Source organism: Pseudomonas sp. MDT1-17, assembly GCF_054898105.1.
This window is the reverse complement of sequence record NZ_JBUBVM010000001.1, coordinates 2,039,031-2,056,122: the sequence shown is the minus strand read 5'-3', so window position 1 is coordinate 2,056,122 and position 17,092 is coordinate 2,039,031. Positions and strand designations below refer to the sequence as shown.

The following is a 17,092-nucleotide window of genomic DNA, read 5'->3' as shown; positions in this document are numbered from 1 at the left end:
ATCAGCCCAGGTTGTCCTGAATCACGCTCAACACTTTGCGCGCCACGTCTGCTGGCGCCACGGTGTTGATGTTTTTCTCGACGGTGACCTGGACGTTCTCGCCAACCTTGCTCAGGCGAACCTGATAACGCTCGGCACGGGATTCAACTTCTTCCTTGCTCGGCGCGCTGCCGAACAGGCTGCTGAAGAAACCAGGCTTCTCGTCTTTCTTCTCGGCTTTTTCAGCCAGGTTGATGTAGTACAGACCCAGGCTGCGGTTGATGTCTTCAACGCGCCATTCGCCCTGCTCCAGCGCACGACCGACGCTCGACCAGGCACGATCCAGGTCATTGCCGACGTTCAGAACCGGGTTGCCGCTGCCGTCTTCACTCAGGCTGACACGGCTTGGCGTATCGGAGTCACGCGAAGCCAGCATGGAGACCGAACCGCCCTTCTCCGAGGTGCGGCTCATGCTCGCGAGCATGTCGTCGACCAGTGCCGCGTCCAGGCCCGTGTTGACCGAGCGGTTGGTGAAGGCCACGTCGGATGTGCTACCGGCAGGACGCTCGGCGCTGACCACGTAGATTTCACTGGTATTGCGCTGCACGCCAGGCTCGATGCGGACCCGCACGCGGGTTTCGCTGTCAGCGCCGACACCGGCCGCGCTCAGGCGCTTGGCCATGGCGGCGGACAGTTCGTCGGAACGCTGCCAGGTGGTGGAGAATTCGCCGGTTTGCGGACGCTGTTCGTCCAGACGGAAACCGTTGTCCTGGAAGAACTGCACGGCCATTGGCCAGACTTCGGCCGGCGGGTTCTGGGCGACGATCCAACGCGAATCACCGGTCTTTTGCAGGGAGTAGGCGCTGGCGTCAGCCCCTGCCGACAACGGCTGCGGACGAGGAACGATGTACTCGCCCTTGGCGGTGTCATCGGCCACGTTGCGCGGGATCGGCAACAGCGGATCCAGTCGTTTGGCGGTGCTGACATCCGACGGCAATTGCATGGGTGCAGTCTGTTGCGCTTCCAGGTAATCGCTACCACGGTCACGGAAATAACCTTCCGGGCCCCAAACCCATCCGCAGCCACTGGTGCTGGAGATGATCAAGGCAAGTGCGGAAAGTCCGGCCATTCGCTTCATGCGTAGTGCTTCCTCAATTAAACCAGGACGCCGGACTGGCGCATGGCCTGCCGCAGCGGTTCGTGACAGGCAGCGCTGAGCCAGGTGAGCGGCAGACGGATACCGTCCGGCATCAAGCCCATTTCATGCAGTGCCCATTTCACGGGGATAGGGTTGGATTCGACAAACAGGGCTTTATTGAGCGGCATCAGTTTTTCATGAATCGCGCGAGCCGTGACGGCGTCGCCTTTCAGGGCAGCGTTGCACAGGTCGGCCATTTCACGTGGAGCCACGTTGGCGGTTACCGAGATATTGCCCTTGCCGCCGAGCAGGATCAGCTCGACTGCGGTGGGGTCGTCACCGGAAATCACCAGGAAGTCCTTGCTGACGCCATCGATGATGGCTTTGGCACGCGTCAGGTCGCCGGTGGCTTCCTTGATGCCGATGATGTTTTTCACGGTCGACAGGCGGATCACGGTTTCGGTCAGCATGTCGCAGGCTGTACGGCCCGGCACGTTGTAAAGAATCTGCGGGATGTCGACGGCTTCGGCGATGGCTTTGAAGTGCTGGTACAAGCCTTCCTGGGTCGGCTTGTTGTAGTACGGCGTGACCAACAGGCAAGCATCGGCGCCGGCGGTCTTCGCATTCGTGGTCAGCTCGATGGCTTCGCGAGTCGAGTTGGCGCCGGTACCGGCGATCACCGGGATTCGCCCTGCAACCTGCTTCACCACGTAACGAATCACTTCGATGTGCTCGTTCACGTCAAGGGTGGCCGATTCACCTGTGGTGCCGACCGCCACAATGGCGTGGGTGCCGTTTTGCAGGTGAAAGTCCACCAGTTTGCTCAGGCTGTCCCAGTCGAGACGACCTTGTGCATCCATGGGTGTGACCAGTGCCACCATACTGCCCGCAATCATGCAACCGCTCCTGCCGGAAAAAGAGAGCGGTAATGGTACTGGCGCCAAGATGCTTGTACAAGCAAAGTACTGCGCTGCTGCCATTCCCCTTGGCGCTGCTTTTCGCTACCCTTCAGACTTTGATCGGTACTGATAAGCTCGTACGCCGGGTTCCAGCCTCCATTTTCGGCATCACAAGCCCCGATCCAGCGTTGCCACCCCTCGCTCTTGCCACACTGGAGCACGTTGCAACCTTGCGGCTCGGGTTTTCTGAATTCGCATCCGCAGGCTCGCTCCCGGTAAAAAAAGCCCGTAGAAGTATCGACCGCTCATCGCTTTAGGAATGCTGCATGTCCACCCCCACAGTTCGCGAACAATTCCTTGTCATCAGTGCCCTCGGCGCCAACCCCATGGAGCTGACTAACGTCCTGTGCCGCGCCAGCCATGAAAACCGCTGCGCCGTGGTCACCTCTCGCCTGACGCGTCATGGCGAGTGCAGTGCGCTGATCCTCGAGATCTCCGGCAGCTGGGACGCCCTGGCGCGCCTCGAAGGCAGCCTGCCGAGCCTCGCCAAGAAGCACGCCTTTACGGTCAACGTGGTGCGCAGCGCGGCGCTGGAGAATCGTCCTCAGGCCCTGCCGTACGTCGCCTATGTCAGCTCGGCTTACCGCTCGGACATCATTAACGAGCTGTGCCAGTTCTTCATGGACCACAACGTCGAGCTGGAAAACCTGACCTGCGACACCTATCAGGCTCCGCAAACCGGCGGCACCATGCTCAATGCCACGTTTACCGTGACCTTGCCGGCCGGAGTGCAGATCAGTTGGCTGCGTGATCAGTTCCTGGATTTCGCCGACGCGCTGAACCTGGATGCCCTGATCGAACCGTGGCGCCCACAAAACCCAATGTAAGGAAGCTTTCATGGCCGTTGCCATCGACCAACCGGTTGCCGACTTCGAAGCACCCGCCACCAGCGGGCAGACCGTCAGCCTCGCGAGCCTCAAAGGCAAGCAGGTGGTGATTTACTTCTATCCGAAGGACAGCACGCCAGGCTGCACCACCCAGGGTCAGGGCTTTCGCGATCAGCTGGACGCTTTTAAAGCCGCCAACACCGAAGTCTTCGGCGTGTCCCGCGACAGCCTCAAATCCCACGAGAACTTCAAGGCCAAGCAAGCGTTCACCTTCGAGCTGATCAGCGACAAGGAAGAATCACTTTGCCAGCAGTTCGACGTGATCAAGCTGAAAAAACTCTACGGCAAGGAATACATGGGTGTTGATCGCAGCACATTCCTTATCGACAAGGACGGTGTGCTGCGTCAGGAATGGCGGGGTGTGAAGGTGCCGGGGCATGTAGATGCGGTGTTGGCTGCTGCTCAAGCGCTGAACAAGGCCTGATCGTTGAATGCTGTGGGAGCCCGCTCCCACAGACTGTTTACAACAGCGGCGCCACCACCGGTTCATTGCGCGGCCACGCATCCAGCACAGCCTTGAATAGCGTTGCCAGGGGAATCGCAAAGAACACCCCCCAAAAGCCCCACAGCCCGCCAAACAACAACACCGCGCAGATAATCGCCACCGGATGCAGGTTGACCGCTTCCGAGAACAACAGCGGCACCAGCACGTTGCCGTCCAGTGTCTGGATGATCCCGTAAACCGCCATCAAATAGATAAACTGATCGCTCCAGCCCCACTGGAACAGCGCAATCAGCAGCACCGGCACGGTCACCACCACGGCCCCGACATAGGGCACCACCACCGACACACCCACTAGCAACGCCAGCAGCGCCGCGTAGTTCAGCCCCAGGGCGACGAAAGCGATGTAAGTCACGCCACCGCAAATGAAGATTTCGATGACCTTGCCGCGAATGTAATTGGCGATCTGCCGGTTCATTTCCTGCGCGACGCGGGTGATCAGCGCCCGCTCACGGGGCAGATAACCGCGAACCCATTGGCCAATCATTTCCCGGTCCTTGAGGAAGAAAAACACCAGGATTGGCACCAGCACCAGATAGATCATGATGTTCACCAGCAGCGGCAAACTCGACAGTGAGAACGTCAGCGCCCACTGACCGAACTTGCCGATCTCGCCCCGTGCCACTTCGATCGCCTGCAGCACCTGCTCGTCGGATACCAGATGCGGATAGCGCTCGGGCAGCAGCAATAACAGCGATTGCCACTTGGCGAGCATGCCGGGTAACTCGTTGAACAACGTGATCAGCTGATGCCAGAGCAACGGCACCACGACAATAATGAATACCAGCAAAACCCCCATGAACAAGGCGAAGACCAGCCCCACCGCTACCCCACCGGGCATGCGCAGGCGTTCGAGAGTCACTACCAACCCTTGCATCAGATACGCCAGCACCATCCCGGCCAGCACTGGTGCAAGCATGCCGCCCAGCGTAAGCACGGCGGTAAACGCCAGAAACAGCAGGACCGCCAGCACCACGGCTTCTTCATCGGAGAAATAGCGCTGAATCCAGTCGCGTAACACCTTGAACATCAATAATCCCTTAGAAACGAACGCAGCAGAATTCAGGCTTTTTTCAACCAGTAGCGGTAAACGCCCGCTTCATCTTCTTCACGAAGCAGCGTATGACCGGCCAATCGGGCAAAGGTGCGAAAGTCACGCTGTGAGCCCGCATCGGTGGCGATCACCTTGAGCACTGCGCCGCTGGCCAGTCGATTGAGTTCCAGCTTGGCCTTGAGCAACGGCAACGGGCAATTCAAGCCGCTGGCGTCAAGTTCGGCGTCATGGGCTACAGCGTCGGTCATTACATCACTCCGGGGGCAGGTGGTTGAGCGGCTAGAATATCTGGTCCGAAGCGTAGTGTCCGGCTACAGTAAGGTCTTTGTCGACTAAGGCTTTGTGCATGACTTTTTTGCGCCCTACCCTGCTGACGCTCGCTTGCCTGCTCGCCTCACCGGGCTTCGCTGACGACTTGCCGTCACTCGGCGACGCCAGTTCTGCCATCGTCTCGCCGCAACAGGAACACCAGTTGGGCCGTGCCTGGCTGGCACTGTTGCGTAGTCAGGTTTCCCAGCTCAACGATCCGCAACTCAAGGACTACGTCGAATCCAGCGTCTATCGGCTGGTGGAGACCAGCCAGGTCAATGACCGGCGCCTGGAGTTCATCCTGATCAATAGCCCGCAACTCAACGCCTTCGCGGCACCGGGCGGAATTGTCGGGGTCAACGGCGGTTTGTTCCTCAATGCCCAGACCGAGGGCGAATACGCCTCGGTACTCGCTCACGAATTGGCTCACTTGTCACAACGCCACTTCGCCCGCGGCGTCGAAGCCCAACAGCGCATGCAGGTGCCGATGATGGCCGCGCTGCTGGCCGGGATCGTGATTGCCGCAGCCGGTGCCGGCGATGCCGGGATCGCGGCCATTGCGGGCACGCAGGCGGCGGCCATTCAAGAACAGCGGCGCTTCTCTCGCCAGAACGAACAGGAAGCCGACCGCATCGGCATCCTCAATCTGGAAAAGGCCGGTTACGACCCGCGCTCGATGCCGACCATGTTCGAGCGATTGGCGCGACAATATCGCTTTGACGCCAAGCCACCCGAGTTTCTGCTGACTCACCCGGTTACCGAGTCGCGGATCGCCGACACCCGCAACCGCGCCGAACAGGCAAAATCGGGCGGCATCGAAGACACCATCCGGTATCAGCTGATTCGTGCACGGGTCCAGCTAATCTATGAAGAAACCCCTGGCCTGGGTGCCAAACGCTTCCGCGCCCAGCTTGATGAAAACCCGAAAAACGATGTCGCGCGCTACGGCCTGGCCATCGCCCAGATCAAGGGCGGCCAGTTGAATGAAGCACGGGAAAACCTCAAGTTGCTGCTGGCCAAGTCGCCGAACGAAATCATCTACAACCTGGCTCAGATCGATCTGGACATCACCAACAATCGCCTGCCGGATGCTCAGACCCGGGTTGACCGCATGCTGACTCAGTATCCGGGCAACTATCCGCTGAATTCGGTGCGTGTTGACCTGCTGCTCAAGCAGAACCGCGCGCCTGAAGCGGAAAAAGCACTGGAGAATCTGCTCAAGAGCCGTCCGGACGATCCGGACGTCTGGTACATGGTGGCCGAAACCCGTGGTCTGTCAGGCAACATCATCGGTCTGCATCAGGCCCGCGCCGAGTATTTCGCCCTGGTTGGGGACTACCGTCAGGCCATTCAGCAACTGGACTTCGCCAAGCGCAAGGCCGGCACCAACTTCCCGCTGTCGTCGCGGATCGACGCACGGCAACGTGAGCTGATGGAGCAAGAGCGCATGATCAAGGACATGATGGGCTGAGCCTTTTCAGCAGACACAAAAAAACCGCCTCTTTCGAGGCGGTTTTTTTATTCAGCCAACAACCGGCTTATTCAGCCAGTTTGAAGGTGATGAAGCTGGCGCGATTTTGACGCAGAACCCGCATCGACACCGAGCGATTCTTCGGCAGCGCCTTGGCGATATCCGTGAACTCCTTGGTGGAGCCAATCGCCTGATTGTTCAGGTGAGTGATCACATCGCCTGGCAGCAAACCGATCAGAGAAGCAGGACCGTCCTGGACTTCCTTGATGACGACGCCGCCTTTGAGGTCGTAGGTTTTCTTCTGTTCATCAGTCAGCTCGGCCACGGAAACACCCAGGCGGTTGCTGCTGCGCTCGGTGCTGGATTTTGGCAGGGCGTCCAGCTCTTTGCCTTCTTCCGGGATAGCGCCAACAGTCAATTCGACATTCTTGCGCTTGCCTTCACGTATCACTTCCAGATCAGCTTTGGAGCCGGCCTTCAGCGCGCCCACCAGGTGCGGAAGATCGGCGGACATGACGATCGGTTGGCCATTCATGCTCAGGATCACGTCGCCTACTAACAGGCCACCCTTGGCAGCCGGGCCGTCATCCTGGATCTGAGCCACCAGCGCACCGGCCGGTTTCTCCAGACCGAATGACTCGGCCAGGTCCTTGTTCACTTCCTGAATCACCACACCCAACCAGCCACGGCTGACTTTGCCGCCGCTTTTGAGCTGATTGGAAACGTCCATGGCTACGTCGATAGGGATCGCGAACGATACGCCCATGAAGCCGCCGGAACGGGTGTAGATCTGCGAGTTGATGCCAACCACTTCACCGGCCAGGTTGAACAGCGGACCACCAGAGTTACCTGGATTGATCGGCACATCAGTCTGGATGAACGGCACATAGTTTTCGTTCGGCAGGCTGCGACCGATGGCACTGACGATACCTTGGGTCACGGTATGGTCGAAACCAAATGGAGAGCCAATAGCCACGACCCATTGGCCGGCTTTCAGATCCTGGGATTTGCCAAGTTTCAGGACCGGCAGATCCTTGCCTTCGATTTTCAACAACGCCACGTCGGAACGTGGATCGGTGCCGACCAGCTTCGCCTTCAATTCGCTACGGTCGGCGAGTCGAACGAGAATTTCGTCGGCATCGGCGATTACATGGTTGTTGGTCAGGATGTAGCCATCAGGCGAGATGATGAAACCCGAACCCAGGGACTGGGCTTCACGCTGACGATCGCCGCGAGGCGTACGCGGCTGTGGCATGCCACGTTCGAAGAACTCGCGCAGCATCGGCGGCAAGCCTTCAAGGTCAGGCATCTGCTCGCTTGACACTTTGCGGTCCGGCAGTTTCTGCGTGGTACTGATGTTTACTACTGCGGGCGAGGCCTGCTCGACCAACTGTGTGAAGTCAGGCAACTCGACCGCTTGAACAGCGACCGCCTGACCAAGCACCAGCACGGTGGCAAAAATAGAGAGATAAGACTTCAAGCGTGGTATCGACATACGGCTCCCGTTACGACGAGCATGGTTAAGCGATATGGAGCAAGGAACACCGGGAACGATACGCCGGTATTTTTGTTCCGGGAACAACAAACAAGGCCAGAGCCGAGGGGCTCTGACCTATAGAAAAATTCGGAGATCTTTGCAAGTTGAAATGCTCACCAAACATTTCGATACGACTCACTACTTGGTTGCAGTGGCGTCGGAGCGCATTGATAGCGCAATCCGCTCAGCGGTGCCAATCGGAATCTCACCGACCACGGTCACCATCATCTCACCTTGCGGGGTAGTCAAGCGTCGGGAAACTGCAACGGTCGGCCCCAACTGGGTGCGAGTATCAGTGACTGTTGCACCATTCAACGGCTCAAGGAAAACCGAGAAACGGGCCAAACCATCGTCATACATCAGACTGTTGACTTGAGTTTTGGTCTCAGGATCCTTGCGCGATGAGCTACTGGTCAGCTCGAAACCAGGCGGTAACCAGTCCGAACGCCAAACCTGAGTCGACTTGATCACAGAAGCCTTGTCGCTGTCGAAGGCAACAGTTTTGCAATCGGCGCCAGGCTGCAAGTCGTTGTCGGACGGTACATCGGCGGTATCCAGCTGGGTGAACTGGAATCGCTCCAGCAATTGCCCTTTATCATTCAGAAGCAATGATTTGAGAGGCAAGCCGGTTTCTTTATCCAGATGCAATTCAAAACCGTAACGGTGTTGGTCGCGCGGTTTCAGTGAAACGATCACTGCCGCACGCCCGGCCACACGCGACTTGCCAATGACGGCAAGATCGTACCAATTCTTTAGCTTTTGTGGATCGAGTGCACGAGCAGCGGAGTTGGGGGAATCCCCAAGCCCTGCTATCAGGGTGCCGCTGACGCATCGAGTATGTCCATCAATGCGCACGACTTCCTGTGCCGAGCCGTCGAGCTGGAGTAAACGCTCGCGGACCTTGCCATCCTGGACGCGGTGCCAGATGTTATGGGTAGAAAAACTACCGTTTCGCTCGTAGACAAATGTACCGTGAAAGCTTTGCGTTTGCTCGGCTTGGCCCAGACGGGTCAACCAGTCCTGGGCTTCATCAGCATGGGCTGGAACAACAAACCAGCCACCAAGCAGAAGCGTAAATAGAGGTATGGCGCGCATGATCCTCCTTAACGGTTTTCCAGACTTGCTGCACGAGCGTAAGGCAGAGCGCTCTCAGTACCTTTCAATGCAGCCTGTTGAGCATGTTGACGCAAGTAGCCTGGCAGACGCTGATCGTGCCACCCTGGCTGACCTTGCAATACGCCGTTGGCCATAGGACCAGTGGCTTCGGAACTCTCATTATAGCCTGCCAAAACAGCTGGACCCTTGACCTGAGGAACGGCCAGACCCGGTTGAGTGGATTGCTGTGCCAATTCGACACCAGCGATCTCGTCCTGGTTATACAGACGAACGCCCGCCAATACCGCAACGGTTACCGATGCAGCAACCGCCAGACGACCCAGGCTGCGCCATGGACCACGGGAGGCTTTTGCCGGTACGGCTTCGTCAGCCAGCGCAGCAGAGACTGCCGCAGCGATATCCAGACGTGGAAGCAGCAAATCCTTGTGCATAACTGCCCGAGCGATCTGATAACGAGCCCAGGTTTCACGGGTTTCAACATCGTCAAAGGCATTCAATACCCGACGCAATTCCAATTCGTCCGCTTCGTTATCCATCACTGCGGACAGCGATTCCTGCAGGGCTTCACGACTCATGGCGTTCCTCTCTTGGCTGTCGCCGCTGTCTCAGTTTTCCTGCAACAACGGCTGCAGGGCTTTATCGATGGCTTCCCGAGCGCGGAAAATCCGGGAGCGCACGGTACCCACCGGACATTGCATGACGGCCGCAATGTCCTCGTAACTCAGACCATCGAATTCACGTAAAGTTAACGCCGTACGCAAATCTTCTGGCAGTTGCTGAATGGTTCGATGGACGGTGCCTTCGATCTCATCCCGCAGCAATGCACGCTCTGGCGACTCGAGATCCTTGAGGCCATGATCGCCATCGTAGAACTCTGCATCCTCAGAACTGACATCGCTATCCGGCGGCCGACGGCCGCGTGAAACCAGATAGTTTTTCGCCGTGTTAATGGCGATGCGGTAAAGCCACGTATAAAACGCGCTGTCTCCGCGAAAATTTCCAAGTGCACGGTACGCCTTGATAAAGGCTTCCTGCGCCACATCCTGGGCTTCATGGGTGTCGTGCACAAAACGCACGATCAACCCGAGAATTTTGTGCTGGTATTTCAGCACTAGCAGATCAAAAGCTCGCTTGTCGCCGCGCTGAACGCGTTCGACCAGCTGCTGATCCTCTTCCTGGGTTAGCATGAACACTCCTCGATAAGCTTGGAGGAAGCTTGCATAACTAAACAACCAGACTTGCAAACATAGACTCGGGCTTTTCGCAAAAGTTCTCCCCCTCCAAGCAAGTTTCCTGCGGGCTCTGATTTGGCACGCACGAAAAGCGCAGCTCGGGTTGACCCGGCTGCGCGAATAATCTTGTCGTCGGATTCGCCGGCAAGGATCAAATCACAGATCCCGCGTTGAAGCCGACACTGTCCCTTAAATCAGGCAACGGTCTATTGATCTTGGGCCTTTGGCAAAAGTTCCAAATATTTATAGCTGCGCAAAACCGACAGGGTGCAACCGTGAACAGAAAAAGACTGTTAAATCCACGATACAGTCTTCTTGTCGCCGAAGCGGTGAAAAAAACATCCGACGAAGCGTCCAGTCTTTTCCGTCACAGTAGTTTCACAATGCCATGTGGGCTCGGCTATTGTGCCGCTCCCCCCCTCTATATACTAGTGGGCTGTGTGGCTGTCTTGACTCGCCGATCCAGGTGTCTTGCGCCAACCCCGACCCAGGTCGCTTTGAGCGGAATCCTGAAATGAGCCAACAGTTTCAACACGATGTACTGGTCATTGGCAGCGGTGCTGCCGGCTTGAGCCTTGCGCTGACCTTGCCCGGTCATTTGCGCATTGCCGTACTGAGCAAAGGCGACCTCGCCAATGGCTCGACTTTCTGGGCCCAGGGTGGCGTTGCCGCCGTCCTGGATGACACCGACACCGTTGAGTCACATGTCGATGACACCCTCAATGCCGGCGGCGGCCTGTGCCACGAAGACGCCGTGCGCTTTACCGTCGAGCACAGTAAAGAGGCGATTCAATGGTTGATCGACCAAGGTGTGCCCTTCACCCGCGATGAACAGTCCGGTACCGAAGATGGTGGATTCGAGTTTCACCTGACCCGCGAAGGCGGTCACAGTCATCGGCGCATCATCCATGCCGCCGATGCCACGGGTGCAGCCATTTTCAGAACCTTGCTCGAAAAGGCCAGGCAACGGCCGAACATCGAACTGCTGGAGCAACGCGTCGCGATCGATCTGATCACCGAAAAGCGCCTTGGCCTTGAAGGTGATCGCTGCCTCGGCGCCTACGTCCTCAATCGCGAGACCGGTGAAGTCGACACCTACGGCGCTCGCTTTGTGATCCTCGCATCGGGTGGTGCAGCAAAGGTCTACCTCTATACCAGCAACCCGGACGGTGCCTGCGGTGATGGCATCGCCATGGCCTGGCGTTCGGGCTGCCGGGTGGCGAATCTGGAGTTCAACCAGTTCCACCCCACTTGCCTGTATCACCCGCAAGCCAAAAGCTTCTTGGTCACCGAAGCCCTGCGCGGCGAAGGCGCACACCTGAAGCTGCCCAACGGCGAACGCTTCATGCATCGCTTCGACCCTCGCGCCGAGCTGGCGCCACGGGACATCGTCGCCCGGGCCATCGACCATGAAATGAAGCGTCTGGGCGTCGACTGCGTCTATCTGGACATCAGCCACAAGCCGGAAGCGTTCATCAAGACTCACTTTCCGACGGTGTACGAACGCTGCCTCGAATTCTCCATCGACATCACCAAGCAACCGATTCCGGTGGTACCAGCGGCGCACTACACCTGCGGCGGCGTGATGGTTGACCAGCACGGTCGCACCGACGTGCCGGGGTTATATGCCATTGGCGAAACCAGCTTCACCGGCCTGCACGGCGCCAACCGCATGGCCAGCAACTCGTTGCTGGAGTGTTTCGTTTACGCGCGCTCGGCGGCGGCGGACATTCTTGAGCAGCTGCCACAGGTTTCGATTCCGATTGCCCTGCCCGTCTGGGATGCGAGCCAGGTTACCGACTCCGATGAGGACGTGATCATTGCGCACAACTGGGACGAACTACGGCGATTCATGTGGGACTATGTCGGCATCGTGCGCACCAACAAGCGCTTGCAACGTGCGCAACACCGCGTGCGGCTGTTGCTGGACGAAATCGATGAGTTCTACAGCAACTACAAGGTCAGTCGCGATTTGATCGAGTTGCGCAACCTGGCCCAAGTGGCCGAGCTGATGATCCAGTCCGCCATGGAACGCAAGGAAAGTCGCGGCCTGCATTACACCCTCGACTACCCGAACATGTTGCCGGTCGCTCTGGACACTATTCTGGTGCCGCCCACCTACGCCGACTGAACGTGAGCCGAACCCGCAGGCGTCGGTGCAGATCCGTCGCCTGCGAGTCGCGGGGAACACAGATTGATCTGACCCGCCGCTCGTCTCGCAGTCGAAAACGCAGCACCACAATCAATGGCAATGCCAGGCTGTCCGGTCGCAACTGCACTGGCTGCCAACCTGCAGCCTGATTCCACAACTGCCAGCCATCGGCGTCGCGACGCAAGCCGCGAAATGCCTGAGGGTGCGTCAGCAGAATCTGCCTCGGCAATGCCCGACAGCCATGAGCCACGCACAGAACAACGCCGAGCAGACTGGCCCAGACAGGAATAGAGAGAAGAAACAGCGAACCCAGCGCGAACAGCTGGGCCAGAAGATACGCCGCCAGCAACTGCCGTGAGGCATGCCAGCGGCATTCGAACGCATTACTTGGGCTGGACACGATCCAGGATCATGCGAACCATGCGTTGAAGCTCCGGATCTTCCGATTCGGCGCGTTCCATGAACCAGCCGAACATGTCCTGATCTTCGCATTCGAGCAGCTTGCGGTAGCAATCGCGGTCGACATCATTGAGGTGCGGATAGACCTCTTTTACGAACGGCACCAGCAACACGTCAAGCTCAAGCATGCCGCGGCGGCTGTGCCAGTAGAGGCGATTCAGTTCAACATCTTCGACCATGGAGCGCTCCTCAAATAGGCGGCAAGTATACAGCCCCAGGCGGAGTCGGACACTCGGCTTTGGTCGGCCACCAACGATCCTTTGTGAACTACCCATTTCGAGAGCGCCCCCTTATGATGTCCCCCAGACTCTTTACCCTGCGATGACCCATGGCCGATTCTGCTTTTTTCTGCACCCTGTCTCATGAAGGCGTTCTCGCAGTACGCGGCGCGGATGCCAGCAAATTCCTGCAAGGCCAATTGACCTGCAACCTCAATTACCTGAGCGAAACCCAGGCCAGTCTGGGCGCTCGCTGCACGCAGAAAGGCCGGATGCAGTCGAGTTTCCGCATCCTGCTGGAAGGTGACGGCGTTCTGATGGCCATGGCCACCGAGTTGCTGGAGCCGCAACTGGCGGACCTGAAAAAGTACGCGGTGTTTTCCAAATCCAAACTGACCGACGAAAGCGCTGCGTGGGTCCGCTTCGGCGTCGACCATGGCGATGCTGCACTGACCAGTCTCGGTCTTGAGCTTCCCGCAGACACCGACAGCGTCGCGCGCAATGAAGGTCTGATCGCCATTCGCGTCTCGCCGGACCGCGCCGAACTCTGGGTCGCCGCGGACCAGGCAGACCTCATCAAGGGCAAGCTGTCCGCCCTGTTGTCCGAAGGCGATCTGAATCAATGGCTGCTGGGCCAGATCCGCGCAGGGATCGGTCAGGTCATGCCGAGCACTCGCGAGTTGTTCATCCCGCAGATGCTCAATCTGCAAGCCGTGGGTGGCGTGAGCTTCAAGAAAGGTTGCTACACAGGTCAGGAAATCGTCGCGCGCATGCAGTATTTGGGCAAGCTGAAGCGCCGCTTGTATCGCCTGAAACTGGATGCCAACGCGTTGCCTGAACCTGGCACAGCATTGTTCTCCCCAACTCACGGCAGTTCTATTGGTGAAGTGGTGTTGGCCGCCCTCGCCGAGCAAAACATTGAACTCCTGGCCGTGCTGCAAGCCGAAGCAGCAGAAGGTGGCGATATCCATCTGGGCGCGCTCGATGGGCCAGCCCTGCACCTGCTCGACCTGCCGTACAAACTGGATCGCGATAGCGAAATCCAGCGTTAACGGCAGCACTTGTCGCAACACCTAGAGAAACGAAATGAGCGAGCTGGCGGAAAAGGTCCAACAGGATTTGGTTGCGGCCATCGATAACGATGACCTGGTTCTGCCAACGTTGCCGGAAGTGGCCCTACAGATTCGCAAGGCCGCAGAAGACCCGGAAATCAGTGTCAGTACCTTGAGCAAAGTGATCGGCCGCGATACTGCGCTGTCGGCGCGTCTGATCAAAGTGGTCAATAGCCCGCTGTTGCGCGCGACTCAGGAAGTCACTGATCTGCACACCGCGATCACTCGACTGGGCGTCAATTACAGCAGCAACCTGGCCATCGGTCTGGTCATGGAGCAAATTTTCCATGCCCGCTCCGAGGTGGTGGAACAGAAAATGCGCGAAGTCTGGCGTAAAAGCCTGGAAATCGCCGGAGTCAGCTACGCCCTGTGCCGACGCTACACCCAACTGAAACCCGATCAGGCCGCTCTCGGCGGACTGGTGCATCAGATCGGTGTGCTACCGATCCTGACCTACGCCGAAGATCACTATGAACTGCTGTCTGACGCAGTCAGCCTCAACCATGTGATCGATCAGATTCATCCGTGGATCGGCGACAAATTGCTCAGGGTCTGGGAGTTTCCGGAAATGCTGGTACAGGTGCCGGGGCTTTATCTGGACTTCAAGCGAGAGTCCAAGCGGGTCGATTATGTCGATCTGGTGCAAGTGGCCAGCCTGTATTGCCACAAGGACACCGACCATCCCCTCGCCCGTATCGACGCATTCAGCGTGCCGGCGTTCAAGAAGCTGGGGATTGATCCGGAAAACGAGGCGATGTGCCGCGATCTGGAAGAGTCGCGGTCGATGTTTTATTGATCAAGAGACCGCATCGCGCCCTTCGCGAGCAAGCCCGCTCCCACACTGAATCTATGTCACACCGAAGATCCCTGTGGGAGCGAGCTTGCTCGCGATGAGGCCAGTCCAGACACCACAAAACTACCCCGCAATAAAACTCACCCGCACCTTCAGCCCCGCCTGCTCGCCGTCGTGCAGGCTGATCTGCGCCAGGTGTGCGCGGCAGATCTCGCCGACAATCGCCAGCCCCAACCCCGAACCGGCCACCTGCTGGTTGCGCCGGTAAAAGCGCTCGAACACCCGTTCGCGCTCTTCAAGAGGAATCCCCGGGCCATCGTCCTCGACCTCCAGCACGGCCGGTGCCGTGACCCGAAGAATGACATTGCCGCCCGGCGGTGTATGGGCCAGCGCGTTATCCACCAGATTGCTCAACAGTTCGTTCAACAGCGTCGGCTCGCCGCGCAACCAGACGGGTTCGTCCGCTTCCAGCGCCAACGCCACACCGCGTGCGTGGGCCAGCGGTGCCATGGCCATGCCGAGTTCGCGAGCCAGCTGACTGAGGTCAAGCAACTGCGCGCCACCCTCGGCAATGGCCCGAGCACCATTTTCGACCCGTGCCAGCGAGAGCAATTGATTGGCAAGGTGGGTCAATCGGTCCGTGCCTTGGGCGGCGGTTTCCAACGTACTGCGCCAGGTTTGCGGTTCGCTCGAACGCAGACCCAGTTCGAGTCGCGCCTTGAGCGCCGCCAGGGGCGTGCGCAATTCATGGGCGGCATCGGCGATGAACTGCGCCTGACGCTCGAACTGCTCGCGCAGACGCTCGGTAAAATGATTGAGCGCGCGCACCAAGGGCCACAATTCGTGCTGCACCTCCACCAGCGGCAACGGCCGCAGATCGTCCGACTGTCGCTCCTCAACCGCCGTGCGCAAGCGTTCCAGCGGACGCAGCGCCGCGCTGACTGCAAACCACACCATCAACAGCGCACCGATCGCCAGCATGCCCAGACGCAACAGCGTGTCCGCTGCCAGACTGCGGGCCATGCTGACCCGCGCTTCATCGGTTTCCGCCACGCGAATTTCCGCCATGCCGTTCATGTTCGGCTCGCTCACAGGTTTAAGCAGGCTCACTACGCGTACGTTCTGTCCCTGATACTGGGCGTTATAGAAGCGCGCCAGTGCCGGATAGTCATCGGTGCGCGGCGTCCCTGGTGGCGGCGGCGGAAGGTTTTCGTAACCGGAGATCAGTTTCTGATTGATGTCGTTGACCAGGTAGAAAATTCGCCCCGCGCTGTCGTACGCGAAGGTATCGAGGGCCACATACGGCACGTCAGCGCTCAGCGTGCCGTCGCGCTGAGAGACACCGGCGGCGATAGTCCGCGCCGACGCCAGCAAGGTCCGGTCATAGGCGGTGTCGGCGGCTTCGCGACCGTTCCAGTACGCGCTCAAACCACTCGCCAGCATTAACACCACCAGCAACAGCGCCAGATTCCACAGCAACCGCCAGCGCAGGCTGCTGGGCTTATGCATCACGGCTTTCCAGCAAGTAGCCGAGACCGCGGAAGGTCACGATGACGACCGGTTGACCGTCGAGCTTCTTGCGCAGGCGATGGACATAGATCTCGATGGCGTCGGGGCTGGCCTCTTCGTCCAGGCCGAACACCTGCGCAGCCAGTTGCTCCTTGCTCATCACCCGACCGGGTCGGGCGATCAGCGCTTCGAGTACTGCCTGTTCGCGAGAGGTCAGGGTCAGCAATTCTTCGCCGAGGGTGAAGCGCCGAGTGTCCAGGTCATAGGCCAGCACGCCGCAGCGCTGCTGGCGTTCACCGCCGAGCACACTGCGGCGCAGCAAGGCTTTGACACGGGCTTCGAGTTCGGTCAGTTCGAAAGGTTTGGCCAGGTAATCGTCAGCGCCGAGGTTCAGGCCATGGACCCGATCCTTGACGTCGCTGCGAGCGGTCAACATCAACACCGGCAGGTTCTTGCCCCGTGCCCGCAGGCGCGCCAGCACTTCGAAACCATCCATGCGCGGCAGGCCGACGTCGAGGATCGCCATGGCGTATTCCTCGCTGCTCAACGCCAGGTCGGCCGCCACACCGTCGTGCAGCACATCCACGGTCAACCCGGTGCTCTTGAGCGCCTGGGCGACACTTTCGGCGAGCTGCAGATGGTCTTCGACGAGCAGAACACGCATG

Annotated in this window: 18 protein-coding genes; 6 read left to right on the top strand and 12 right to left on the bottom strand. The window is 58.9% G+C overall.

Annotation, left to right across the window (positions count from 1 at the left end):
* Position 1: 1 nt before the first annotated feature.
* Positions 2–1,117, bottom strand: a complete 1,116-nt coding sequence (bamC, locus tag ACYZTX_RS09430) for an outer membrane protein assembly factor BamC (protein ID WP_462033835.1) — start codon at positions 1,115–1,117, stop codon at positions 2–4.
* Positions 1,118–1,134: 17 nt separating this feature from the next.
* Complete coding sequence (dapA, locus tag ACYZTX_RS09425) at positions 1,135–2,013, bottom strand: 4-hydroxy-tetrahydrodipicolinate synthase (protein WP_462033834.1); 879 nt, start codon at positions 2,011–2,013, stop codon at positions 1,135–1,137.
* Between the two features lie 329 nt (positions 2,014–2,342).
* On the opposite strand from dapA, the gene ACYZTX_RS09420 reads away from it, so the two are divergent.
* Entirely contained in the window at positions 2,343–2,903 is a 561-nt protein-coding gene (locus tag ACYZTX_RS09420) for a glycine cleavage system transcriptional repressor (protein WP_008034925.1), read from the top strand.
* 10 nt (positions 2,904–2,913) lie between these two features.
* On the top strand, positions 2,914–3,387 hold the full coding sequence (locus ACYZTX_RS09415; RefSeq protein ID WP_462033833.1) for a peroxiredoxin: 474 nt from the start codon (positions 2,914–2,916) through the stop codon (positions 3,385–3,387).
* Positions 3,388–3,424: 37 nt separating this feature from the next.
* Here ACYZTX_RS09415 and ACYZTX_RS09410 read toward each other — a convergent pair whose 3' ends face one another.
* Positions 3,425–4,495: an AI-2E family transporter gene (locus ACYZTX_RS09410; RefSeq protein ID WP_461965455.1), complete on the bottom strand. Its 1,071-nt coding sequence runs from the start codon at positions 4,493–4,495 to the stop codon at positions 3,425–3,427.
* Between the two features lie 32 nt (positions 4,496–4,527).
* A complete protein-coding gene (locus ACYZTX_RS09405) occupies positions 4,528–4,767 on the bottom strand; it encodes a sulfurtransferase TusA family protein (RefSeq protein ID WP_020300476.1) in 240 nt (79 codons plus the stop codon).
* 98 nt (positions 4,768–4,865) lie between these two features.
* Between ACYZTX_RS09405 and ACYZTX_RS09400 the strand changes: the two genes are divergently transcribed.
* Positions 4,866–6,299, top strand: a complete 1,434-nt coding sequence (locus ACYZTX_RS09400) for a M48 family metalloprotease (protein WP_462033832.1) — start codon at positions 4,866–4,868, stop codon at positions 6,297–6,299.
* A 67-nt stretch (positions 6,300–6,366) separates the two neighbouring features.
* Here ACYZTX_RS09400 and ACYZTX_RS09395 read toward each other — a convergent pair whose 3' ends face one another.
* The 4 genes from ACYZTX_RS09395 to rpoE all read right to left on the bottom strand — a co-directional run bounded on the left by ACYZTX_RS09395 (position 6,367) and on the right by rpoE (position 10,139).
* The gene (locus ACYZTX_RS09395) at positions 6,367–7,794 is read right to left on the bottom strand and encodes a DegQ family serine endoprotease (RefSeq protein WP_462033831.1); all 1,428 of its coding nucleotides are present in this window, start codon (positions 7,792–7,794) and stop codon (positions 6,367–6,369) included.
* Between the two features lie 180 nt (positions 7,795–7,974).
* Positions 7,975–8,931 carry a MucB/RseB C-terminal domain-containing protein gene (locus ACYZTX_RS09390; protein WP_462033830.1) on the bottom strand — a complete coding sequence of 319 codons (957 nt, stop codon included), beginning with the start codon at positions 8,929–8,931 and terminating at the stop codon, positions 7,975–7,977.
* Between the two features lie 8 nt (positions 8,932–8,939).
* Complete coding sequence (locus tag ACYZTX_RS09385; RefSeq protein WP_403098970.1) at positions 8,940–9,527, bottom strand: sigma-E factor negative regulatory protein; 588 nt, start codon at positions 9,525–9,527, stop codon at positions 8,940–8,942.
* Positions 9,528–9,557: 30 nt separating this feature from the next.
* Positions 9,558–10,139 carry an RNA polymerase sigma factor RpoE gene (rpoE, locus tag ACYZTX_RS09380; protein WP_007944079.1) on the bottom strand — a complete coding sequence of 194 codons (582 nt, stop codon included), beginning with the start codon at positions 10,137–10,139 and terminating at the stop codon, positions 9,558–9,560.
* A gap of 559 nt (positions 10,140–10,698) precedes the next feature.
* Between rpoE and nadB the strand changes: the two genes are divergently transcribed.
* A complete protein-coding gene (gene nadB / locus ACYZTX_RS09375; RefSeq protein ID WP_462033829.1) occupies positions 10,699–12,315 on the top strand; it encodes an L-aspartate oxidase in 1,617 nt (538 codons plus the stop codon).
* On the opposite strand, the gene ACYZTX_RS09370 is transcribed toward nadB, so the two are convergent.
* Both ACYZTX_RS09370 and ACYZTX_RS09365 read right to left on the bottom strand, forming a co-directional pair.
* Positions 12,284–12,736, bottom strand: a complete 453-nt coding sequence (locus ACYZTX_RS09370; protein WP_462033828.1) for a protein YgfX — start codon at positions 12,734–12,736, stop codon at positions 12,284–12,286. The genes nadB and ACYZTX_RS09370 overlap by 32 nt on opposite strands.
* Positions 12,720–12,974, bottom strand: a complete 255-nt coding sequence (locus ACYZTX_RS09365) for an FAD assembly factor SdhE (protein WP_007944081.1) — start codon at positions 12,972–12,974, stop codon at positions 12,720–12,722. Before ACYZTX_RS09365 ends, ACYZTX_RS09370 begins: the two co-directional genes overlap by 17 nt.
* A 149-nt stretch (positions 12,975–13,123) precedes the next feature.
* Here ACYZTX_RS09365 and ygfZ point away from each other — a divergent pair, with 149 nt between their 5' ends.
* Entirely contained in the window at positions 13,124–14,065 is a 942-nt protein-coding gene (gene ygfZ / locus ACYZTX_RS09360) for a CAF17-like 4Fe-4S cluster assembly/insertion protein YgfZ (protein ID WP_462033827.1), read from the top strand.
* 34 nt (positions 14,066–14,099) lie between these two features.
* Positions 14,100–14,921: an HDOD domain-containing protein gene (locus ACYZTX_RS09355; RefSeq protein WP_462033826.1), complete on the top strand. Its 822-nt coding sequence runs from the start codon at positions 14,100–14,102 to the stop codon at positions 14,919–14,921.
* Between the two features lie 120 nt (positions 14,922–15,041).
* Here ACYZTX_RS09355 and ACYZTX_RS09350 read toward each other — a convergent pair whose 3' ends face one another.
* A complete protein-coding gene (locus tag ACYZTX_RS09350) occupies positions 15,042–16,427 on the bottom strand; it encodes a sensor histidine kinase (protein ID WP_462033825.1) in 1,386 nt (461 codons plus the stop codon).
* The gene (locus ACYZTX_RS09345; protein ID WP_462033824.1) at positions 16,420–17,091 is read right to left on the bottom strand and encodes a response regulator; all 672 of its coding nucleotides are present in this window, start codon (positions 17,089–17,091) and stop codon (positions 16,420–16,422) included. Before ACYZTX_RS09345 ends, ACYZTX_RS09350 begins: the two co-directional genes overlap by 8 nt.
* Position 17,092 lies beyond the last annotated feature (1 nt).